The sequence below is a fragment of the Paenibacillus sp. FSL K6-1558 genome (genome assembly GCF_038002565.1).
GTDB lineage: Bacteria > Bacillota > Bacilli > Paenibacillales > Paenibacillaceae > Paenibacillus > Paenibacillus polysaccharolyticus.
Genome location: NZ_JBBOCV010000001.1, coordinates 2,935,759 through 2,955,619, shown reverse-complemented (window position 1 = coordinate 2,955,619; position 19,861 = coordinate 2,935,759). Strand labels below are relative to the sequence as shown.

15 protein-coding genes are annotated in these 19,861 nt (G+C 39.1%); 14 read left to right on the top strand and 1 reads right to left on the bottom strand.

Annotation, left to right across the window (positions count from 1 at the left end; genetic code table 11):
* The first annotated feature begins 33 nt into the window (after positions 1-33).
* The gene (locus MHI38_RS12840; protein WP_154891274.1) at positions 34-3,660 is read left to right on the top strand and encodes an SNF2 helicase associated domain-containing protein; all 3,627 of its coding nucleotides are present in this window, start codon (positions 34-36) and stop codon (positions 3,658-3,660) included.
* Between the two features lie 129 nt (positions 3,661-3,789).
* Positions 3,790-4,668, top strand: a complete 879-nt coding sequence (galU, locus tag MHI38_RS12835; RefSeq protein WP_154891342.1) for a UTP--glucose-1-phosphate uridylyltransferase GalU — start codon at positions 3,790-3,792, stop codon at positions 4,666-4,668.
* Positions 4,669-4,807: 139 nt separating this feature from the next.
* On the opposite strand, the gene MHI38_RS12830 is transcribed toward galU, so the two are convergent.
* Positions 4,808-7,276, bottom strand: a complete 2,469-nt coding sequence (locus MHI38_RS12830; protein ID WP_154891273.1) for an O-antigen ligase family protein — start codon at positions 7,274-7,276, stop codon at positions 4,808-4,810.
* Between the two features lie 193 nt (positions 7,277-7,469).
* Between MHI38_RS12830 and MHI38_RS12825 the strand changes: the two genes are divergently transcribed.
* From MHI38_RS12825 to MHI38_RS12770, 12 genes are all read left to right on the top strand, one after another.
* Positions 7,470-8,270, top strand: a complete 801-nt coding sequence (locus MHI38_RS12825; RefSeq protein ID WP_186809791.1) for an ABC transporter permease — start codon at positions 7,470-7,472, stop codon at positions 8,268-8,270.
* Positions 8,271-8,294: 24 nt separating this feature from the next.
* The gene (locus MHI38_RS12820) at positions 8,295-9,605 is read left to right on the top strand and encodes an ATP-binding cassette domain-containing protein (protein ID WP_154891271.1); all 1,311 of its coding nucleotides are present in this window, start codon (positions 8,295-8,297) and stop codon (positions 9,603-9,605) included.
* A gap of 13 nt (positions 9,606-9,618) precedes the next feature.
* On the top strand, positions 9,619-11,208 hold the full coding sequence (locus tag MHI38_RS12815) for a methyltransferase domain-containing protein (RefSeq protein ID WP_154891270.1): 1,590 nt from the start codon (positions 9,619-9,621) through the stop codon (positions 11,206-11,208).
* Position 11,209: 1 nt separating this feature from the next.
* The gene (locus MHI38_RS12810; protein ID WP_154891269.1) at positions 11,210-12,121 is read left to right on the top strand and encodes a glycosyltransferase; all 912 of its coding nucleotides are present in this window, start codon (positions 11,210-11,212) and stop codon (positions 12,119-12,121) included.
* A gap of 14 nt (positions 12,122-12,135) precedes the next feature.
* Positions 12,136-13,257 carry a glycosyltransferase gene (locus tag MHI38_RS12805; RefSeq protein ID WP_186809790.1) on the top strand — a complete coding sequence of 374 codons (1,122 nt, stop codon included), beginning with the start codon at positions 12,136-12,138 and terminating at the stop codon, positions 13,255-13,257.
* A complete protein-coding gene (locus MHI38_RS12800) occupies positions 13,257-13,940 on the top strand; it encodes an acetyltransferase (RefSeq protein ID WP_186809789.1) in 684 nt (227 codons plus the stop codon). The genes MHI38_RS12805 and MHI38_RS12800 overlap by 1 nt, the downstream gene beginning before the upstream one ends.
* Positions 13,941-14,370: 430 nt before the next feature.
* Positions 14,371-15,510, top strand: a complete 1,140-nt coding sequence (locus MHI38_RS12795; RefSeq protein ID WP_154891266.1) for an aminotransferase class I/II-fold pyridoxal phosphate-dependent enzyme — start codon at positions 14,371-14,373, stop codon at positions 15,508-15,510.
* Positions 15,507-16,250: a sugar phosphate nucleotidyltransferase gene (locus MHI38_RS12790; RefSeq protein WP_341181291.1), complete on the top strand. Its 744-nt coding sequence runs from the start codon at positions 15,507-15,509 to the stop codon at positions 16,248-16,250. Before MHI38_RS12795 ends, MHI38_RS12790 begins: the two co-directional genes overlap by 4 nt.
* A 17-nt stretch (positions 16,251-16,267) precedes the next feature.
* Positions 16,268-16,828, top strand: a complete 561-nt coding sequence (gene rfbC, locus MHI38_RS12785) for a dTDP-4-dehydrorhamnose 3,5-epimerase (protein WP_341181290.1) — start codon at positions 16,268-16,270, stop codon at positions 16,826-16,828.
* 17 nt (positions 16,829-16,845) lie between these two features.
* Positions 16,846-17,871: a dTDP-glucose 4,6-dehydratase gene (rfbB, locus tag MHI38_RS12780; RefSeq protein WP_154891264.1), complete on the top strand. Its 1,026-nt coding sequence runs from the start codon at positions 16,846-16,848 to the stop codon at positions 17,869-17,871.
* Positions 17,868-18,728 (top strand): dTDP-4-dehydrorhamnose reductase, encoded by an 861-nt coding sequence (rfbD, locus tag MHI38_RS12775; RefSeq protein ID WP_154891263.1) that lies wholly within the window; start codon positions 17,868-17,870, stop codon positions 18,726-18,728. Before rfbB ends, rfbD begins: the two co-directional genes overlap by 4 nt.
* 125 nt (positions 18,729-18,853) lie before the next feature.
* Positions 18,854-19,774 carry a glycosyltransferase family 2 protein gene (locus tag MHI38_RS12770; protein WP_341181289.1) on the top strand — a complete coding sequence of 307 codons (921 nt, stop codon included), beginning with the start codon at positions 18,854-18,856 and terminating at the stop codon, positions 19,772-19,774.
* The last annotated feature ends 87 nt before the right edge of the window (positions 19,775-19,861 follow it).

The following is a 19,861-nucleotide window of genomic DNA, read 5'->3' as shown; positions in this document are numbered from 1 at the left end:
AAAGCGGCATCGGCAACCAAGGAGGTGTGAAGCGTGGCTCCATTTACGATGATGGATATCAAATTGCTGTGCGGGGTCACGGCATTCAAACACGGTGAAGAATATCAACAGTCTGGCAGGATTGGCAAGCTGGCTGTGAGTGAAGACGGACGTCATTATCAAGCTGTTGTTCGGGGGACGGAAGCCTACGAAGTGAAGGTAGACCTGGACGATGCGGGAGAGATTGAAGCGCATTGCAACTGCCCTGCATATGGCAACTATTATGACTATTGCAAGCATATTGCGGCTGTTCTGCTTGTTATTCATGAACGTGAGGATACACCAGAACTGTCTGGTGGCAGAGGGACACCTTCAAAAGTAGGCACACTGGTCGAAGAAGAGAAATGGGAACGGCCTTATTCAGATTTAAAATCTACAGCACAAGGTCAGCAATCGCAGCAATTGGAACAACCTCATCAACTTCATCAATCGCAGCAGCATAAGCCGCAGTCGTTGTCCCCTTCTCCTTTTGCACAGGCAGGTCGTCCGAGTTCAGCCTCAGGCTGGGGCCGCTCTGCGGACAAACCGTCCTACCGTACGGCAGACCAGATTTTATCCTTGTTTGCGAAGGATCGCAGATTGCCGCATGAACGAGAGTCAAAATACACAGCACCGGTTACCCGCTCCATGCTACGAGAAGAATTACAGGTACAGTTCATCTGTAAGCTGGTACATGTGCATAAAGGTGGAGCTAAGTTGGCGCTTGAATTAAAAGTGGGCAACAAACGGCTCTATGTCGTGCAGAAGGTTAAGCAGTTCCTGAACTGTATTGAAAAGGGCGAGCCCATGTCCTTCACCAAGCTGTTTCATTATGATCCGCTGCTACATGTGTTTCGGGCGGAAGATCAGGCTATCCTTTCCATGCTCATTCGTATGAGACAGAGTGAAGAGGCATACCGCGAGTCCATTTCGGGGTATCTGGGTGCTTCGGACGGTCGCGATATCCTGATCGCTCCCATTGTCTGGAAGCCACTGCTGGAGTTGCTTATGCAAGCGGATAGCCGCATGGAGGGAACAGGATTGGCAAATGGTCCGTTAACCCTAAGCGAGGGAGCATTGCCTCTATTTTACCGGATCGCAGAGGGGGCGAATGAAGGGTATCAGCTGGAGGTGTCAGGACTGCGTGAGTTGATTCTGCTTCCGGCATATGATGCGGCAGTCGTCGAGGGACAGTTCTATATGTTAGAACCGACGCAGATGAGAAGTCTGGAGGACCTGAACCGTGCGCTCACATCCTACGGCATTAAAGAAAGCATTGATATCTCGTCACAGCAGGTGGATGAGTTTGTGCAGCATGTTGTACCGGAGCTGCGGACATTGGGGCATCTGTCGATTGATTCCCATGTGCGCGAACAGATTGCCGAACCCGAGTTGTCACCGAAACTGTACATCGACTTTTACCGGGAACGCATTACAGCACGTCTGGAATTCGATTATGGCGTCATGGTCATTAACCCGCTGGCCGAGTATTTGATTAACGAGGAAGAAAAGAAAGTCATCTTGATCCGTGACCGCTTTAAGGAACGCAATCTCATCGAGAGGCTGGATCGTTCTTTTCTGGAGCGGGAGGGGAGTGTCTGGGCAAGCGAACGTGAGGACGCCATCTATGATGTGATGTATCACCTGTTGCCTGAGTTTGAGAAGCTGGCCGATATCTATATGCCGAATGCTGTGAAAGCGATGATGCCAACGTATCCGGTACCGCCGAAGGTTCGTGCTGATCTGGGAAAAGGACTGGACTGGCTGGAGATTTCCTTCGAGATGGAGGGAGTCGACGAGCAAGAGTTGCAAGAACTGATGCGCAGCATTGTGGAAAAGAAAGCTTTCTTCCGCCTGCGAAGCGGTGTCTTTCTGTCACTTGAAAATGATGGCGCGAGCAGCTTCGCTCACATGGCTGACGCGCTTGGACTGGAAGCAAAGGATATCCAGAGCAGCCATATCCGGTTGCCTGCCGTGAGAGCGTTGCAGCTTCCGGGCAGAGATGAGGTTTCGGGTCATGTGAAATGGGGAGGATCGCTCAAACGTTTCCTCGATGATCTGCGTGATCCTGACCGGATGGACTTTCCGTTACCTCAGACGCTGGCGCCCGTGCTGCGGGATTACCAAGCAAGCGGGTATCAGTGGCTTCGTACGCTCGCACATTACCGATTTGGCGGCATTCTGGCAGATGATATGGGACTGGGTAAAACACTGCAAAGTATCGCCTACATCACAGCTTCATTACAGGAGAGACCCGTGTATGAGCAGGGACAAGAGGCAGTGCTACCAGCTGATAAACACAACTCCATTTCTAATAATTGGACCATGGATGGGTCTAAGCAGGCTTACTTGGCTAACGTCAGTGGAACGATAGATGATGCATGGCACACCTCGCAGCAAGACGGTCTGACCATTCGCACGCGAATGACACATCCGCCGGTATTGGTTGTTGCGCCTGCTTCATTAACTTACAACTGGGCGAATGAGTTTGCACGGTTTGCTCCGCATTTGAATGTATTGATCGCCGCAGGACAGAAGGATGAACGCGCCAGCATGCTGGCGGATATGGACAAGGCGGATGTGATCGTGACATCGTATCCGTTGCTACGACGTGATCTGGATACGTATTTGGGAAGAACTTTTCATACCCTGATTCTGGACGAGGCACAGGCAGTCAAAAATGCATCGTCCCAGACAGCGCAAGCCGTCAAACAAATTCAGGCGCCGCGCCGTTTTGCCCTGACAGGTACACCCGTCGAGAATTCACTGGATGAACTGTGGTCTATTTTTGAAGCCGTATTTCCGGGTTTATTCCCGAGCTACAGAAGATTTCGTGACTTGCCGCCAGAACGCATCTCGCGTATGGTACGTCCGTTCATTCTCCGTCGCTTGAAGAAAGATGTATTGGAAGAATTGCCGGATCGGATTGAGACGGTGCAACGCTCTGAGCTGACGGTCGAACAGAAAAAGCTTTACGCAGCGTATCTCTCTCAGCTTCAGGATGAGACAACTAAGGACATGGAAGACAACGGTTTCCAGAAAAACCGGATCAAAATTTTGGCCGGTATCACTCGCCTGCGTCAGTTATGTTGTCACCCGGCACTATTTGTTGACGGATATCAAGGGGATTCAGGAAAAATGGAGCAACTGCTGGAGACCGTCCAGGACTGTCTGGCCGCTGGCAAACGCATTCTGATCTTCTCCCAGTTTGCAAGTATGCTTAACCTCATTCGTCAGACTCTTACAGCGCAAGGCAACAGCTTGTTTTATCTGGATGGACAAACCCCTGCCCAGAGTCGTGTAGACATGTGCCGCAGGTTTAATGAGGGAGAAGCTGAACTGTTTCTGATCTCGCTCAAGGCTGGTGGAACCGGACTGAACCTGACGGGAGCCGATACCGTCATATTATATGATCTGTGGTGGAATCCCGCCGTGGAGGAACAGGCGATTGGAAGAGCTCATCGTATGGGGCAGAAACAAGTGGTTCAGGTGATTCGTCTTGTGACGGAGGGCACGATTGAAGAGAAGATTTTGGAGTTGCAACAGCGGAAGAAGGACTTGATTGCTGAGGTCATTGAACCAGGCGACGGAGGATCAACGACATTATCCGAGCACGATATTCGCGAGTTGTTAATGGTGTAGAGGAAACTCGATTTTTATACAACGATTGTTAATAAATTGTGGTAATGTATAGAGAAATGCACCGCTTTTACCAACTCATTAATCGTGTTATCCCTATACTATCTTGATCCAGCCAAAGGAGTGTTTCCTATACGTATCCGCAAAGCGATTATTCCAGCCGCCGGACTGGGAACCCGGTTCCTGCCTGCCACCAAGGCCATGCCGAAAGAAATGCTGCCCATTGTGGACAAGCCAACCATTCAATACATTATTGAAGAAGCTGTTGCCTCAGGAATTGAAGATATTATTATCGTGACAGGGAAAGGGAAACGGGCGATCGAGGATCACTTTGATTATTCCTTTGAACTTGAACAGAATCTCGCAGACAAACAGAAGTGGGATCTGCTGAACGAAGTGCGTAAACCTTCCGAGATGGCTGACATCCATTATATCCGGCAAAAGGAACCGAAAGGACTTGGTCACGCGATCTGGTGTGCTCGCAAGTTTATTGGCAATGAACCGTTTGCCGTCCTGCTCGGGGACGACATTGTTGAAGCGGATCACCCATGCTTGCAGCAGATGATTGAAGTCTACGACGAACTGCAGTCTCCGATTGTCGGCGTGCAACCTGTCGATTGGAGTGAAGTATCCCGTTACGGTATTATCGATGGAGAGTTGCTAACTCGTACGGATGAACGTGTTTTCAGAGCGCGACGTTTGATTGAAAAGCCGAAAACGGAGAATTCTCCTTCGAATCTGGCGATTATGGGCCGGTACATTCTTACTCCCGACATATTTGAAATCTTGGGTAGGCAGTCTGCCGGTGTAGGCGGAGAGATTCAGTTGACGGATGCTTTATCTCGTCTGAACGAGCAAAGACAGATTCTCGCGTATCATTTTGATGGCTTGCGCCATGATGTGGGTGAGAAGTTAGGTTTTATTGAAACATCCATCCACTATGCACTCCAGCGTCCTGATCTACGGGAAGATTTGCTCAGGTATTTGAAAGAGATCGTGGTATCAGACTGATAATTGAGCCATTCCCATACTGAAGTTATCAATCTACTACTTCTTTATGATGTTTCTACTAAGGACTAGACAAAAAAAGGTTTGCCTTATAAGGCAAACCTTTTTTATATAAAACTATAACAACAAGTGTGGATAGGTTCTAATTAAAAGTTAATTCTGCAATTCGTTTGATTTCGTCTGCTTCACTAGATGAGATGGCAATCAGTTTATTATATAGAGCCTCGTCCAGTTTAAATTCTCGTTTGAGCGAAGCGAGGTACCAACGAGCAATTTCACGATTTGTCGCATCCGTCAGATCTTCCGCAATTCCCGTTTGAAGTACAGCGGTAGCTCCTGGAAGGTCGTTGGACATATACTTCATTTTCCCAGCATTGAGAATCATGATTGGGGTGACTTGGAATGGCTGACCTTGAAGCTGTCCTTTAGGGAGAGTTTTAAGGTGCTCCACTCCCTCTACTACATGCTGATATGCGGCGACTCCTGAAGTGAAATAGGCATTCTTTTTTGTAGTATCCCCTTGTCCAAGTGCCTGATACCCCAGATCGAATGAACGGTTGATCAATTGCTCGTACCAGTCCATATCCCAAATATAGTTGCTTGCATATTCTTTTCGTAGCGTATATGCCTGGTCGTTTTCGCCTTTCAATTCGTATATGCCAATGAGTTGTTTTACCATACCTTTATTGTATGGTTCTGCTTCGAGGCCACGCTGCAACAATTGCACGGCTTCTGTGTAGAATTGCTCATCTTTCGTTTGCGTGTAGCCTTGTTGATAAAGTGACGCTAGAAGCATTAGTGAATCCGGATGTGTGTTGCGGATGGACAAATCCTTGTCCAGTGGAGCTTTGATTTGCCGGAAATCTTGACTGCTCCTTGCGAGCTCATTACCTTCAATCGCATAATGATTAGCTTGTAGGAATCGAACAGAAACGATGAGAAGCACAATAATCGCTATTCCAGCAATTGTACTGTACACTCCGCGTGCCGCAGCTTCTCCCATTTTTAAACGACGAGTTGGTTTAGGCTCAATCGCGGCACTCATGCCTCCAAGACCAAGGAATACCAGCATTCCAATAAAGACATAACTCATGTTGAAATCAAGAAGACTGAGCACGAGGATGGACATGGAAAGAATAAAGTACATTAAATGTGATTCGCGATCCTCTTCATTCCGTCTGACATACGATCGAACATATTGATAGAAAACATATAGTATAAACGCCATAAATACTAGAAATCCAACAAGGCCAACCTCAACAAGATATTGCATGAAAAAGTTATGTGCTTGGGCACTGACATAAGGATTGTTCTGATACTTTTCATACAATGCAGTCCATGCTCCGCCACCTGCCCCGATTACAGGATAATCGGCAAATAGTTTCGTAGCATCTTTGTAGAATGTGATACGCTCCAGCACACTGTGCTGCTGGAAGTTGATATTCTCAAGTCGTGTGCTAATACTATCCGGCAAAATGTTACGCACGCCCGTACCGAGCAATAGCACAGCAATCACAACGGTTAGAACTACAGAACCTAGCGGAATCCATACACTGGATGCTTTTCGAGCTGACCAAGATTGAAGCTTGACTTCAAGTTTAGGGGCTACAAAGCGCTGGATCGCCCAACACAACAACGCAACAACAAGCGATGCTCCAATAAGGATCGCCCAGCTCTTGGCTGCAAGAGAACCTGTGAATTGCTTTTGAAGTTCAATTCCAGCAGTGTTAATCGGGTTTAAAACCAACAGCGTGCCAATTGCCGATACGGCACAATAGATAAACCATAGAATTTGTTTGGTTGGTTTAAGCAAAAATAATAGGATAACAAATACGATAGGCAACATTACAAGTCCTGTACGAGAGAGCGTCAGAAGCAATGACAGAATAATGGGAACAAGCATGAAGCCATGCAACAGTTGTGTGAATATTCTTTTGGAACGAATCATGCTGAAGATGGAAATAAACAAGAATGCCATTAGAAATGCTGCGTATGTATTGGGATACTGAAACACGGACGCAAGCCTCGCACCGTTGGAATCATTCCAGATGGCCTGGTTGTATGCACCATTAATTACGCCAGCAGAAAACCATCCAACTAGTTTACCTGCAAAACTAAAGGCCCCTAGCCAATTTAACAAACCAAATCCGACAATAACATATGCAATTCCTATTAAGGAAGATTGTATGATATGATTGATTTTGTTGTTTTGAAGCAGGTACATCGTCATCACAAAAATTATGGCATAAATACATTGGATGAGAATCATATTATTCGCCAAGTATTCTGATGCTGCATTAATGAGTGATAGTACATAGGTAAGAGGAAGTAATATAACGGCTACTTTGAGCCAATCTTGCTGTGTTTCTAACTTCATCTGCTTAAAGTAGATTGCCACCCAAAGGATGAACAGGAGGGTCGTAATGGCAACAGCCCAATAAATGGGTGCCTCAAATTGAAGCAATTGACCATTAAATAACGCAACTTGGAACGCGGACCAGAGTAAAAATAAGATAAGTCCTATGGACAATGACCATAGGAGCGTCGATGCCGAATTGGCTGTAGCCTTACTCGACGTTTTCATTTGTTTCCCGTATACTGGATTCGACAAGGTTTGAGTCTCCTTTTCTTGTAGATACGACAATATTTTAGCATATGTGAGAGAAGTGAGCTAGGAGAGATAACTTTATGCAAAACTATTTTTATCAGTTTGCCATAAATGGAGTTCAAACTAAAAACTATCATAGTCATACATGGAGTTTTTTTTGTAATTCAAAGATTAAGAGAATTAGGGGATAGAAATGGTGAAAAAAATTAGTATTGGTAATATCAAGAAATTATATTTCATGACCAAGAACCTTGCTTTAAATGATTTCAAGTCAAAATATGCAGGGTCTTATTTTGGTCTTTTATGGGCATTGCTCCAGCCGTTAGTTACGATACTTGTTTATTGGTTTGTATTTGAGAAGGGATTAAAAGTTAGTGGACCTGCTGAACTCGATGCTCCCTTTATTCTATGGTTTGTAGCTGGTATAATACCTTGGTTTTATTTCTCTGAGGCTGTTACAACATCTGCTAGTAGTTACATAGAGTATAACTATTTGGTGAAAAAGGTTGTATTTAAAATTGAACTATTGCCTCTAATCAAAATTATATCTGCTTTTTTCGTACATTTGTTTTTCCTAATTATCATGTTCGTGTTTTTTTTATTTTATAACTACCCAATAACTTATTATTCTCTTCAGATAATATATTATACTTTATGTAGTGTTATATTAATCTCAAGTATTTCGTGGCTAACAGCGGCGATAACTCCATTTTTTAAAGACTTTACTTATGTGATTTCAATTTTGTTACAATTTGGTATGTGGTTAACTCCAATTCTTTGGTCGGTAGAGGTTCTATCAGACAATTGGATTTTTATATTTAAGTTGAATCCTTTTTACTATATAGTGGAAGGGTTTCGGGATTCTATGATAAATAAAATATGGTTTTTTGAAAAATATAAACTCTCATTATACTTCTTTTGTGTGATAACTGTGAATTTTTTTATTTCAAATAGAGTTTTTAAAAAGCTTAAACCACACTTGTCTGATGTACTTTAATTTTTGTGAGGTGGGTATCTGATTATGGATCTTACAGCGATAAGGGCTGAAAAAATTAGTAAAGTATATAAACTATATAAGTCTCCTGTAGACAGATTAAAAGAATCTTTGCTTCATCGCAATAAAATTCTGCATTCAGAGCATCATGCCCTACACGAGATAGATTTAACAATTAATAAAGGTGAGATTGTAGGGATCATAGGAGAAAATGGATCTGGGAAGTCCACTCTGTTGAAAATAATTACTGGAGTGCTCACACCTTCTGGTGGTGAAATTGAAGTGAAGGGTAGAGTTGCGGCTTTACTTGAGCTAGGGGCGGGTTTTAATCTAGAGTACACTGGGATTGAGAATATTTACCTCAATGGACTAATGATGGGATTTAATAGAGAAGAAATAACTGCAAAGCTGGATAGTATTCTTTCTTTTGCAGAACTCGGAGATTATATCTATCAGCCCGTTAAAACTTACAGTAGTGGCATGTTTGCTAGACTTGCTTTCTCCGTTGCAATAAATGTTCAGCCAGATATCTTAATAGTAGATGAGGCATTGAGTGTAGGGGATATGTATTTCCAGGCAAAGTGTGTAACTAAAATGAAAGAGCTCTTTCATACAGGCGTGACAGTTTTATATGTAAGTCATGATTTAAATTCTATAAAATCCTTATGTAATAAGGCCTTGTATTTAAAAAATGGCACTATTGAAGCTTATGGTGAAGCTGAAAATGTAGTAGATATGTATGCTAAGTATGTACGCGAACAAATGAACATTAGCCTGGAAAAGAGCGATAATTCAGAGGATAAAACTTTTCCATTAAGTAACTTGAAATTAGAAGATGATATTCCCTTCAAAGAAAATTTAGCTTTCGAAGAGAAAGTAAAGGATTTTAGACAAGGGACAAAGGAGGCAGTTCTGACAGAGTTAGAACTGTTAGATGAGAGAAACAATCTCCTTTATAATGCAGATTTTAATGACAGGATTAAAGTTAGAATGCACATAAGATTCAATGAAAAATGTCAGATTTCTGTGGGATACCATATAAGAGATAAACAAAATATCGAATATTTAGGTAGTAACACACTTATTGAAGAAATTGGTGAAATTTCTGGAGAAAAAGGACAAAAAATAATTGTGGAATTCATAACTAGATTACCATTAGTAGAAGGAAGATATAATTTATCTACTGTTTTATCAACATCAGTAGTGAAAAATAGAACCTCTGTATTTGTTGACTACACAGAGAATTCATATATTTTTGAAATGAGAGAAAGAGAGCCTTATAAAATATGGAATAAATTATATGTACCTAATGAAGTGAATATAAAAAAAATTAATTAGGTGGTGGTTAAAGTTGGTTCCATTTCATCAGTATCAAAGATATAAAATGGTTGAAGTTATTTTTAATGGATTGAATTTGGAAGATGAGAAGCTCAAGATTCTTGAAGTAGGAGCCAATGAACATAAGAATTTAGAAAAATTTTTAAAGAAAAAAGAAATTAAATTTCTTGATTTGATTTTGGCGCCAGAACTTCTTGAAGATCCTTCATTCATTGAAGGCGATGCAACTAATTTGGATTTTTCAGATTGTGAATTTGATTTTGTAATAGGTTTAGATGTTTTAGAGCATATTCCAAAGAATAAAAGGGAAGCTTTTTTGAATGAGATAGAACGAGTATCTAAATACGGCTTTATAATTTCAGCTCCTTTTACAAATCATGGAGTAGAAGAATTAGAAGAGAGATTAGGTTGCTTTTTTGATTTCTTATATGATGGTGAGATTTTATGGAGTAAAGAACATCGTGAAAATGGATTGCCAGACATAACTGAAATTTTAAACACTATTAATAACTTTGCCGGAAACTCAGTAAATTTCAAACATTCATCTAGTTTACTTTTCGAAAGGCTAATGCAATTGGAATTTAAATCTGGGTTGCATTCTAAAGCCTCTTCTTATTGGAAGGCCATAAACCAATATTATAATGAAAATCTTTTTTTTAAAGATTTTGATGATAAACATTCAGTAAGAAACTTTATTATATATGGCAAGAATGGTTTCGAAAGAAAAATTCAAAAACTTCCAAGTCTAATTAAAGATTTAACTAGAACAATGACTAAAGAAGATGAAGCAAAATTAAAACATTTCGAAGAAACCATTAATTTCATGTGTTCACAAAAAGTTGGAGAAGTTCAAGAAGAACAAAGTAATCTTAGAGACTTACATTTGCAAATTTATTGGAATGCAAATGATGGTTTTAACGAGAGTGACAGTTATTCTATGGTGTTAAACAGATTACAGTCTATATACGAAGTTGATCTAGATTTAGTTTCCTATTCTAGTCAGGTAAGAATCGATCCTTCACCAAAAGGATGTATCATAAAACTGTTAGAGGTAGGATTATATGATCAAGCAGGGAATAGGTTGAATAATTATAATGTTCAAACCAACTCATTTTTTAGATTGAAAGACCAATTTATTTTTTTGGGAGATGACCCTCAGATTATTTTTGAATCAAAGGTTAATCCCATAAGAAGAATAAAATTAATTATTCAATATATAAAAGATGATTTGTATATTTCTAATGATATAGTTGACCAACTCCTAGAAATTAAAAAGACTGAAGCTAAAAAAAATACAATTTTCAAAAAAATTATATTAAGAAACAAAGAATATAAGAAAAAGTTGAAAACACAAAAGTATGAATATGAAGAGTTAATTAATGAATTGGAGAAACGATTGGAATTTGAAAAAGAGGATACAAAAGAAAAAACGATGAAGCTTGAATCGGAATTGAAGGAATTGCACAAAAATATGGAAATTATTTTAGAATTAAACGATGGTTTGAAGAATGAGAATAATATTTTGAAAGAAAAAATGAATACTAGAATAGTGAGATTATCGAATAGATTATATAAATTTATAGGTAAATTAAGGAGAAGATGAGATGTATGATAAGAAAATTATTTGTAGTGTTCTATTGGTAACATATAACCATGAGAAGTATATTCAGCAAGCAATTGAAAGTATCCTTGAGCAAAAAACTAATTTCAATTATGAAATAATAGTTGCAGATGACTGTTCAACTGATCAAACAAACAATATCATAGCTGAATATGCCAATGAGTATCCAGAACTCTTTAAAATCCTACCTGAACAGGACAATTTAGGAATTACACTTAATTATAAAAGAGGATTTGCTGCATGTGATGGTGAATATTTGGCTGTTTTAGAAGGAGATGATTACTGGACCGATCCCCAAAGATTACAAAAACATGTTGATTTCTTAGAATCAAATAAAGCCTGCGTACTGACGTTCAATCAATTTGTTGTTCATGATATGAAAAAGAAAAGGCATAAGGTTCAGCCGTGGAGTTGGGATAAAAGTTTTCAATTAATTAATACATCGGAACTGGTTTTGGACAATTTTATTGGTAATTTTTCTACTTGTGTTTACAGAACTAAAAATATAAAAATGATTAAAGAATCACTTTATGAGCTTACAGTTTACGACTGGATGACAAATATTGTTGTTTCCCAAGAAGGGCTAATAGCTTATCTACCGGAAGTAATGTCCGTGTATCGCTTGCATCCTAATGGCACATGGAGTCAAAAAGATGAGGTTGAAAAATTAAATGAAACTATTAAATTAATTGATGATTATGACTACTTCTTAGAAAAATTGTATCATGAGGAATTTAAATTACACAAGAATAGGTTGGTGGAAAGAATTTCCATTATTGAAGGGCCGTTAGATATTAAAAATAAGGAAAGTGTGAAGAATATAATAAAAAAATATATTCCTCCGATTTTTATTCATTTTCTCAAGTTGGTTATTCCACCGAAATTCTATAAATAAGCGGGTGTGTATTTTTGAATAAGGATCTTAAAGTATCAGTTATAATACCTTCCTACAATCATTCTAAATTTTTAAAGCAAGCTATCGATAGTGTTCTAAATCAGACTTACAAAAATTTTGAATTAATAATTGTGGACGACGCTTCTTCTGATAACTCGAATGAAATTATCCAGTCATATAAGGATGAAAGAATTAAATCTTTTTGTTTTCAAACTAACCAAGGTGCTGTTGATACTCTTAACTATGGGGTCTTATCTTCAGACTCTGATTACGTTGCTTTATTGAATTCAGATGACTATTGGGAACAAAATAAACTTGAAAAACAAATGAAGTACTTGGAGAATAATCCACAAGTGTCATGTGTCTTTACCGATGCTTACTTTATTGATGAGTTAAATAATATATTAAAGAAAAGTGACTATTTTTGGGCAGACGCTTTTACTCAGTCTAATAAATCTTCTGGAGAGTGGCTACACCAACTATTCTATAAACTAAATTGTTTTTGTCACCCATCCCTTTTAATCAAACGTTCCATTTATTCAGAAATAGGTATGTATGATCCAAGTTTTAGACAACTTCCAGACTTTTCAATGTGGATAAATGTGATAAAAAAATATAATATCCATGTAATGGAGGAAAAGTTAGTCTATTTTAGAATACTATCTAATGAAATGAATACTAGCTCTGTAACTTATAAAAATATTATCAGAAACAAAAATGAACTTTTTATCATAATGGATGATTTTTTTAATGGGATCTCAGATGAAGATTTTATAGATGGGTTTTTGAAAGATAAAAGTTCTAAAATATATACAAGTGATGAATTAGAATGTGAAAAAGCTTTTGCATATTTTAGAGAGATCTCAGGTGACATAAAACCAATCTATAATTTAATTGGTCTGAAAAAATTAAGTAAGTTGCTTAACAATGAGACAACGAGAAGGATTTTAGAAGAAAAATTCAATTTCCGTGATAAGGATTTTTTCGAGATGAGTGGTTCTCTTGATATTGTAGATGTTTTCGAGAAATCTACTCAGCAAGTTATTTTAGACAGTGCAAAAAGAAAAATACAAAAAGACCCTAATTTGTATTCTAAACTAAAAAAGCTTTTCGGGAAGCAAGGACGAAAAAAATGATGAATTCATGGACTGGCCTACCCATAGTTATATTTGGTACTGGAGGGTGTGCTAAAGAAATTAAAGCTTTAATAGATGAAATTAACGGATTAATGTATCAGACAATCTACAATCTCATAGGATTTATTACAAATGATAAATCTGAGGTTGGAAAGAAAATTGAGGAAGTAGAAATAGTTTGTACAAACGATGAATTTCAATTTTTATGCCGTGATTTCCCTTTTATGGGAGTTGTCATCGGACTAGCAGATCCGTTTTCAAAGAAGAAAATTAGAAAGAATATAGAAGATATGAAAGTATCAAATATAGTTTTTCCTAATTTAATACATCCTCTTGCTAATTTATCTCAGAGTATAAATAATAAAATGGGATTTGGGAACGTGATATGTTCAGGTGTTAATATGACGGTAAATATTAATTTAGGGAATTTTATATTGTTAAATCGTTCTTGTAATATAGGTCATGATGTAACCATAGGTGATTTTTGTACTATAAATCCAAGTGCTATTATATCAGGTAATGTAAATATTGGCGAACTAACACTTATAGGTGCAGGAGCCTCAATTAAGGAAAAAATTTCAATAGGTAAAAATAGTAAAGTCGGTCTAGGGGCAATTGTTGTTAAAGATGTTTATGATTCGACTACAGTTATTTCAGTAGCAGCCAGAGAAATGGATAAATGAGTTTTAAGTCATTTCTGAGATTGAGCTAAACCTATAATATGCTAACTGAATAAGATACAATTATTTCGGAATAAAATATGAATTTTGGGAATATAAGAAAAAGTTTTATATTTTATTCGATCCCATCACCTGAACCTCATTTTTAGATAAACAACCTCAAAAAAAGCAACGGAAAAGCCAAAGTGAAATAAAATTGAGCAGAATCATAGCCTGATTCAGGATGGTTAACACGATAAAGAGGAGGTCAATTATTACTTTAGAATTAGTATTAGACATTTTGGCCAATGGAATCTAATCTCAATTAATATCACATGTTTTTTAGGGAAATGGATAATTCTATTTTACGCTTAAGCTGAGAAGTTGAAGTTTTAGAACTACGAATGAGAGAGAACAGGCGAAAATATTATTTTTAGAGGGAGGCCATATATCAATGTATGAATTAAAAAGGCTAGATTCGCCTGTAAATGTAACAAGAACTTTTATGCCCCCGTTTTCAGAGTTTACATCAGAAATAGAACGGCTCTGGAATAATTCTTGGATCACAAATAATGGAGTGTTACATCAAGAATTTGAGGAAAAATTGATTGATTATTGTGAAGTTGAAAATATAAGTCTTTTAGTCAATGGGCACCTTGCTTTGGAAACAGGATTAAAAACATTAGATTTGAAAGGTGAGGTTATTACTACGCCGTTTACATTTGCTTCGACCATACATGCTATAGTAAATTGTGGTTTAAAGCCGGTTTTTTGTGACGTAGACAAAGATGACTATAATATCGATGTTTCTAAAATTGAAAAATTAATAAATAAAAATACAGTGGCGATCTTACCAGTACATGTTTTTGGCACCCCTTGTAATGTATATGAGATTGAGAAGATATCAAAGAAGCATAACTTGAAAGTCATATATGATGCTGCGCATGCTTTCGGAGTTAAATTAGATGGAAAATCAATCGCCTCTCATGGAGACTTATCTATGTTTAGCCTTCATGCGACTAAACTATTCCATTCAATTGAGGGAGGGGTGTTAGTTTATAAAGATATTAATTATAAAAAGAAAATTAATCTTTTAAAAAATTTTGGTATTAGTGGTCCTGAATCAGTTGAAATGGTTGGCTATAATGCAAAAATGAATGAATTTCAAGCTGCAATGGGGCTCGTTAATTTAAAGTATGTTGAAACTAATATAAATAAAAGGAAATTAATAACGGATACGTATGTTAATCTTCTTCAAGATATTCCAGGGATACAATTACTAAATTATAGCTCAGATAATACTGAGTATAATTATTCCTATTTTCCAGTACTTTTTGATCCAATACTATTTGGAGCATCAAGAGATACAGTTAAAGAATTGCTTGAAAAAAACAATATTTTTACAAGGAAGTATTTTTTTCCTCTTGCTACGGATTATGATTGCTTTCAAGGGGAATTTAGTGGATTTGATTTACCTTATGCAAAGGCAATTAGCGATAAAGTTCTTACTTTACCAATATATCCCGAATTGTCATTGAAGACGGTAGAGATAATTTGTGAAAATATAAAAAAAATTCACAGGAGGTCAATATGAAAGGTATTATTTTAGCAGGAGGGACTGGCTCGCGCTTATATCCCCTAACAAAGGTTACTAACAAACATCTCCTTCCTGTGGGGAAGTATCCTATGATCTTTCACTCTGTGCATAAGCTTAAAAAATCTGGTATTAAGGATATTCTAATCGTTACTGGCAAAGACCATATGGGGGATGTTGTAAACCTGCTTGGTAGTGGTAGTGACATGGGAGTTACCTTTACATATAAAGTTCAAGATGAGGCTGGAGGAATCGCTCAAGCCCTGAATCTTGCCAAACACTTTGTAGGTAATGATCAAATGACTGTGATTTTGGGGGATAATGTATTTTCTGATGATATATCCCCATACGTTGAGAATTTTAGATTACAAGGTACAGGAGCGAAAATCTTGATCCAAGAAGTCTCTGATCCGCAACGTTTTGGGGTTCCAGAGATTGAAGGTAAGCGTATTGTATCCATAGAAGAGAAGCCGCAAAAACCTAAAAGCAATTACGCGGTGACTGGCATATATATGTTTGATAGTAAAGTGTTTCAGATTATCGATACCTTAAAGCCATCCGCTCGAGGTGAACTAGAAATCACGGATGTTAATAACGCTTATATTCAAAATAACCAATTGACTTTCGATATTTTGCAGGGCTGGTGGACCGACGCTGGGACTCATGCTTCTCTAGCTAAAGCAAACGAATTATCACAAGATATTCAATTTGGAGATGAGTATGGTAAATTAAAACTTTAAAAGGAAGGAGCGGCATGATGAAGACAACCTCCTTAAAATTAGAAGGAGCTTTTCTATTTGAACCCGTAGTTCACGGTGATCATCGGGGCTTTTTCATGGAAAGTTATAACGATAACGTCATGAAACAAAACGGGCTTCACTATGATTTTATCCAAGATAACCAATCTTTGTCTGCTCAACCCGGGGTACTTCGTGGCTTGCACTATCAGCTTAATCCCAAAGCTCAAACCAAGCTGATTCGTGTTATTTCCGGCGCGATCTACGATGTTATCGTAGATATTCGTAAAGGGTCCCCAACGTTTGGTCAATGGCAAGGCTTTATTCTCAGCGAACACAACCACCGCCAACTACTCGTTCCAAAAGGGTTTGCTCACGGTTTTTGTACTTTGGTTCCAGACACCCAAGTCTTGTACAAAGTAGACGAATACTATTCCCCGGAGCATGATCGCGGCATATTATGGAGTGACCCGGCACTAGGAATTGATTGGCCTACGTCCAATCCGGTCTTGTCCGACAAGGATCAGAGGCATCCATTGCTGAAGGACGCGGAGATCAATTTTAATTTTGAAGTGAAGTAATTAGGAGGTTCCCATTCATGAAACTGCTCGTTACCGGCGGCGCCGGATTTATTGGAAGTAATTTTGTTATGTATATGCTTGAGCAGTACCCGGACTATGAAATCGTCAATGTAGATGCACTTACCTATGCGGGTAATTTGGAGAATTTAAAATCTCTTGAGGGTAACAAGCGACATACCTTTATCAAAGCAGATATTACGGATGCTGCCCAGATGGATCGTTTGATTGGCCAGGGTGTAGATGTAGTGGTTAACTTTGCAGCAGAATCACACGTGGATCGCAGCATACTGGAACCGGATGTTTTTGTGCGTACGAATGTGAATGGAACCCAGGCACTGCTTGAAGCGGCTAAAAAACACAATATCACCAAATTTGTTCAAGTATCGACGGATGAGGTGTATGGATCTTTAGGTCCAACCGGTTTGTTTACAGAGGATACTCCTCTTCAACCTAACAGCCCTTACTCTGCCTCCAAAGCAGGAGGAGATATGCTGGTGCGTGCTTACCACGAAACCTTTGGTTTGCCTGTAAATATTACGCGTTGCTCTAACAACTATGGTCCGCTTCAGTTCCCGGAGAAGCTCATTCCGCTTATGATCTCACGTGCGCTGAATGATGAAGCTCTGCCTGTATACGGAGATGGCTTGAACATTCGGGATTGGCTTTATGTGGAGGATCATTGCAGTGCGATTGATCTTGTTATTCACAAGGGATGTAATGGTGAAGTCTATAATATTGGCGGTAACAACGAGCGGACGAACATACACATTGTGAAGACTATCTTGGAGCAGCTAGGAAAACCTGAGTCTCTAATCCAATATGTACAGGATCGTCTGGGACATGACCGGCGTTATGGCATCGACCCAACCAAAACGATGACCGAGCTTGGCTGGAAGCCTAAGCATAACTTCGAGACAGGAATTAAGGAAACAATTCAGTGGTATTTGGATAACAAGGATTGGTGGACTCGTATTCAATCTGGTGCCTATCAGGAGTACTATGAGAAGCAGTACGGAGCTCGTTTAGGAGACGATAAGGCATGAAGGTTCTCGTAACAGGTGCAAGTGGCCAGCTTGGACGGGATGTTGTGCTTCTTTTAGAAAAAGAGGGGCATGACATTCTCGCTTGTGATCGGGACCAGATGGATATAACCAATCAAGCTCAATGTAACGAGGTTATATCTTCATATCATCCAGAAGTCATTATACATTGTGCAGCGTATACTGCGGTGGATGCAGCAGAGACCGATACGGATGGTGCATATAAGGTGAATGCAGTAGGCACACGTAACGTGGCTGTAGCTGCAGAGAAAGTCGGAGCCAAGCTGATTTATATCAGTACAGATTACGTTTTTGATGGTCAGTCGACGACTCCTTATCAGGAATACGATGATACGAATCCTCGAAGCGTATATGGCAAATCCAAACGAGCCGGAGAGTGGCTGGTACAATCATTGTGCTCTAAATGGTTTGTAGTACGAACATCTTGGGTGTATGGCCTTCACGGTAATAATTTCGTCAAAACCATGTTGAAGCTGGGTCAGGAGAAACCGAAACTTCAGGTTGTTCATGATCAAAAAGGTTCGCCCACATATACTGTGGACTTGGCTTTGTTCCTTATCGAACTAATGGGAACAGAGAAGTATGGGATATATCACGCTTCTAACTGTGGAGATTGTACCTGGTATGAGTTTACCCAAGCTATATTTGAGGAGGCTCAAACTGTTGTCGGGGTTTCCATTCAAGCTGAATTGGAACCTTGCACAACAGAGCAGTTTCCAAGGCCAGCTCCTAGACCTGTTAATTCAGTAATGGATCACTTGTCGATTCGTACTAACGGTTTAACGGATCTCCGCCCGTGGCGGGAAGGTTTACGTGATTTTATCCGTTCTATGTCATAACCAAAACAAATCTAGTACTCAATAATGAACTCTCGCTCTTGTATTTCCGGGCGGGAGTTTTCGTATATAATAAAAAGAAAAGTTTAAATCTGAGGTGCAGAGTGAACCAATCTAAAGTATGTGTCATGCTTTCTACATATAACGGTGCAAAGTATATTGAGGAACAACTTGAAAGTTTGATTGCACAACGCCACATCGAGATGGATATTTACATCCGGGATGATGGCTCTTCCGATGGAACTCTCCTGAAAATCCGTAAATTTGCTGAATCTATTCCCCAGGAGATCGGATTCCATATTTTTGAAGGTGAGAATGTAGGTGTAATCGGAAGCTTCTTTGAACTGATGCGTTTAACGCAGCCGAAATATGATTTTTATGCCTTTTGTGATCAGGACGATGTGTGGCAGCCTTTCAAACTCAGCAGGGCTGTGGAACAACTTCAATCAAGGCCGTCTGATATTCCTCTGATGTATTGTTCTTCTACTCAAATGGTGGATCAAGAGTTGAATCATTTAAACATATGGCCTCAGCTTCCTCCGAAACCGCTCAGTATGTGCAATGCTTTGGTCGAAAATTGTTGTGTGGGTTGTACCATGGTTCTGAATTCAGTTACATTCGAGCATCTCAGAATGAATCTCCCCTCCGATCCAACAAGTATCATTATGCATGATTGGTGGATATATCTTTTCGTTGCCTCTTTTGGTGAGGTAATCTTCGATAAGGAGCCAATGATATTGTATCGGCAGCATCAAGGGAATGTCCTTGGTGGCAGCAATGATAAACTATTTACAAAATGGAAGAACAGATGGAATCGTTTTATGAATGGAAAGAATCATTTTATTTTAAGTAAACAGGCAAGTGCATTTTTTGAGATATATAAGGATCAGTTATCTACACAACAGCAAGAAGACATACAACATTTTTTGTTTCAGAGGGATCGTAGTTTGCATTATAGAATCAGTTATGTCCTGGATATGCCATTCTACCGTCAAGCCTCTCTGGATAACCTTGTTCTCAAACTCATATATGTAATGAAGAAGGTTTGAAGTTGTAACTTGAATCTACTTTTAGTCCCTTCTGATGCCAACATATGCTATACTTTCAATAGTTAAACATGAGACGAAGTCAGGAGT

Excerpts from the sequence above, each read along its gene's own strand:
- MHI38_RS12795 (WP_154891266.1), top strand. The coding sequence starts at position 14,371 with ATGTATGAATTAAAAAGGCTAGATTCGCCTGTAAATGTAACAAGAACT.
- MHI38_RS12800 (WP_186809789.1), top strand. The coding sequence starts at position 13,257 with ATGAATTCATGGACTGGCCTACCCATAGTTATATTTGGTACTGGAGGG.
- MHI38_RS12790 (WP_341181291.1), top strand. The coding sequence starts at position 15,507 with ATGAAAGGTATTATTTTAGCAGGAGGGACTGGCTCGCGCTTATATCCC.
- MHI38_RS12810 (WP_154891269.1), top strand. The coding sequence starts at position 11,210 with ATGTATGATAAGAAAATTATTTGTAGTGTTCTATTGGTAACATATAAC.
- rfbB (WP_154891264.1), top strand. The coding sequence starts at position 16,846 with ATGAAACTGCTCGTTACCGGCGGCGCCGGATTTATTGGAAGTAATTTT.
- rfbD (WP_154891263.1), top strand. The coding sequence starts at position 17,868 with ATGAAGGTTCTCGTAACAGGTGCAAGTGGCCAGCTTGGACGGGATGTT.
- rfbC (WP_341181290.1), top strand. The coding sequence starts at position 16,268 with ATGAAGACAACCTCCTTAAAATTAGAAGGAGCTTTTCTATTTGAACCC.
- MHI38_RS12820 (WP_154891271.1), top strand. The coding sequence starts at position 8,295 with ATGGATCTTACAGCGATAAGGGCTGAAAAAATTAGTAAAGTATATAAA.
- MHI38_RS12770 (WP_341181289.1), top strand. The coding sequence starts at position 18,854 with ATGCTTTCTACATATAACGGTGCAAAGTATATTGAGGAACAACTTGAA.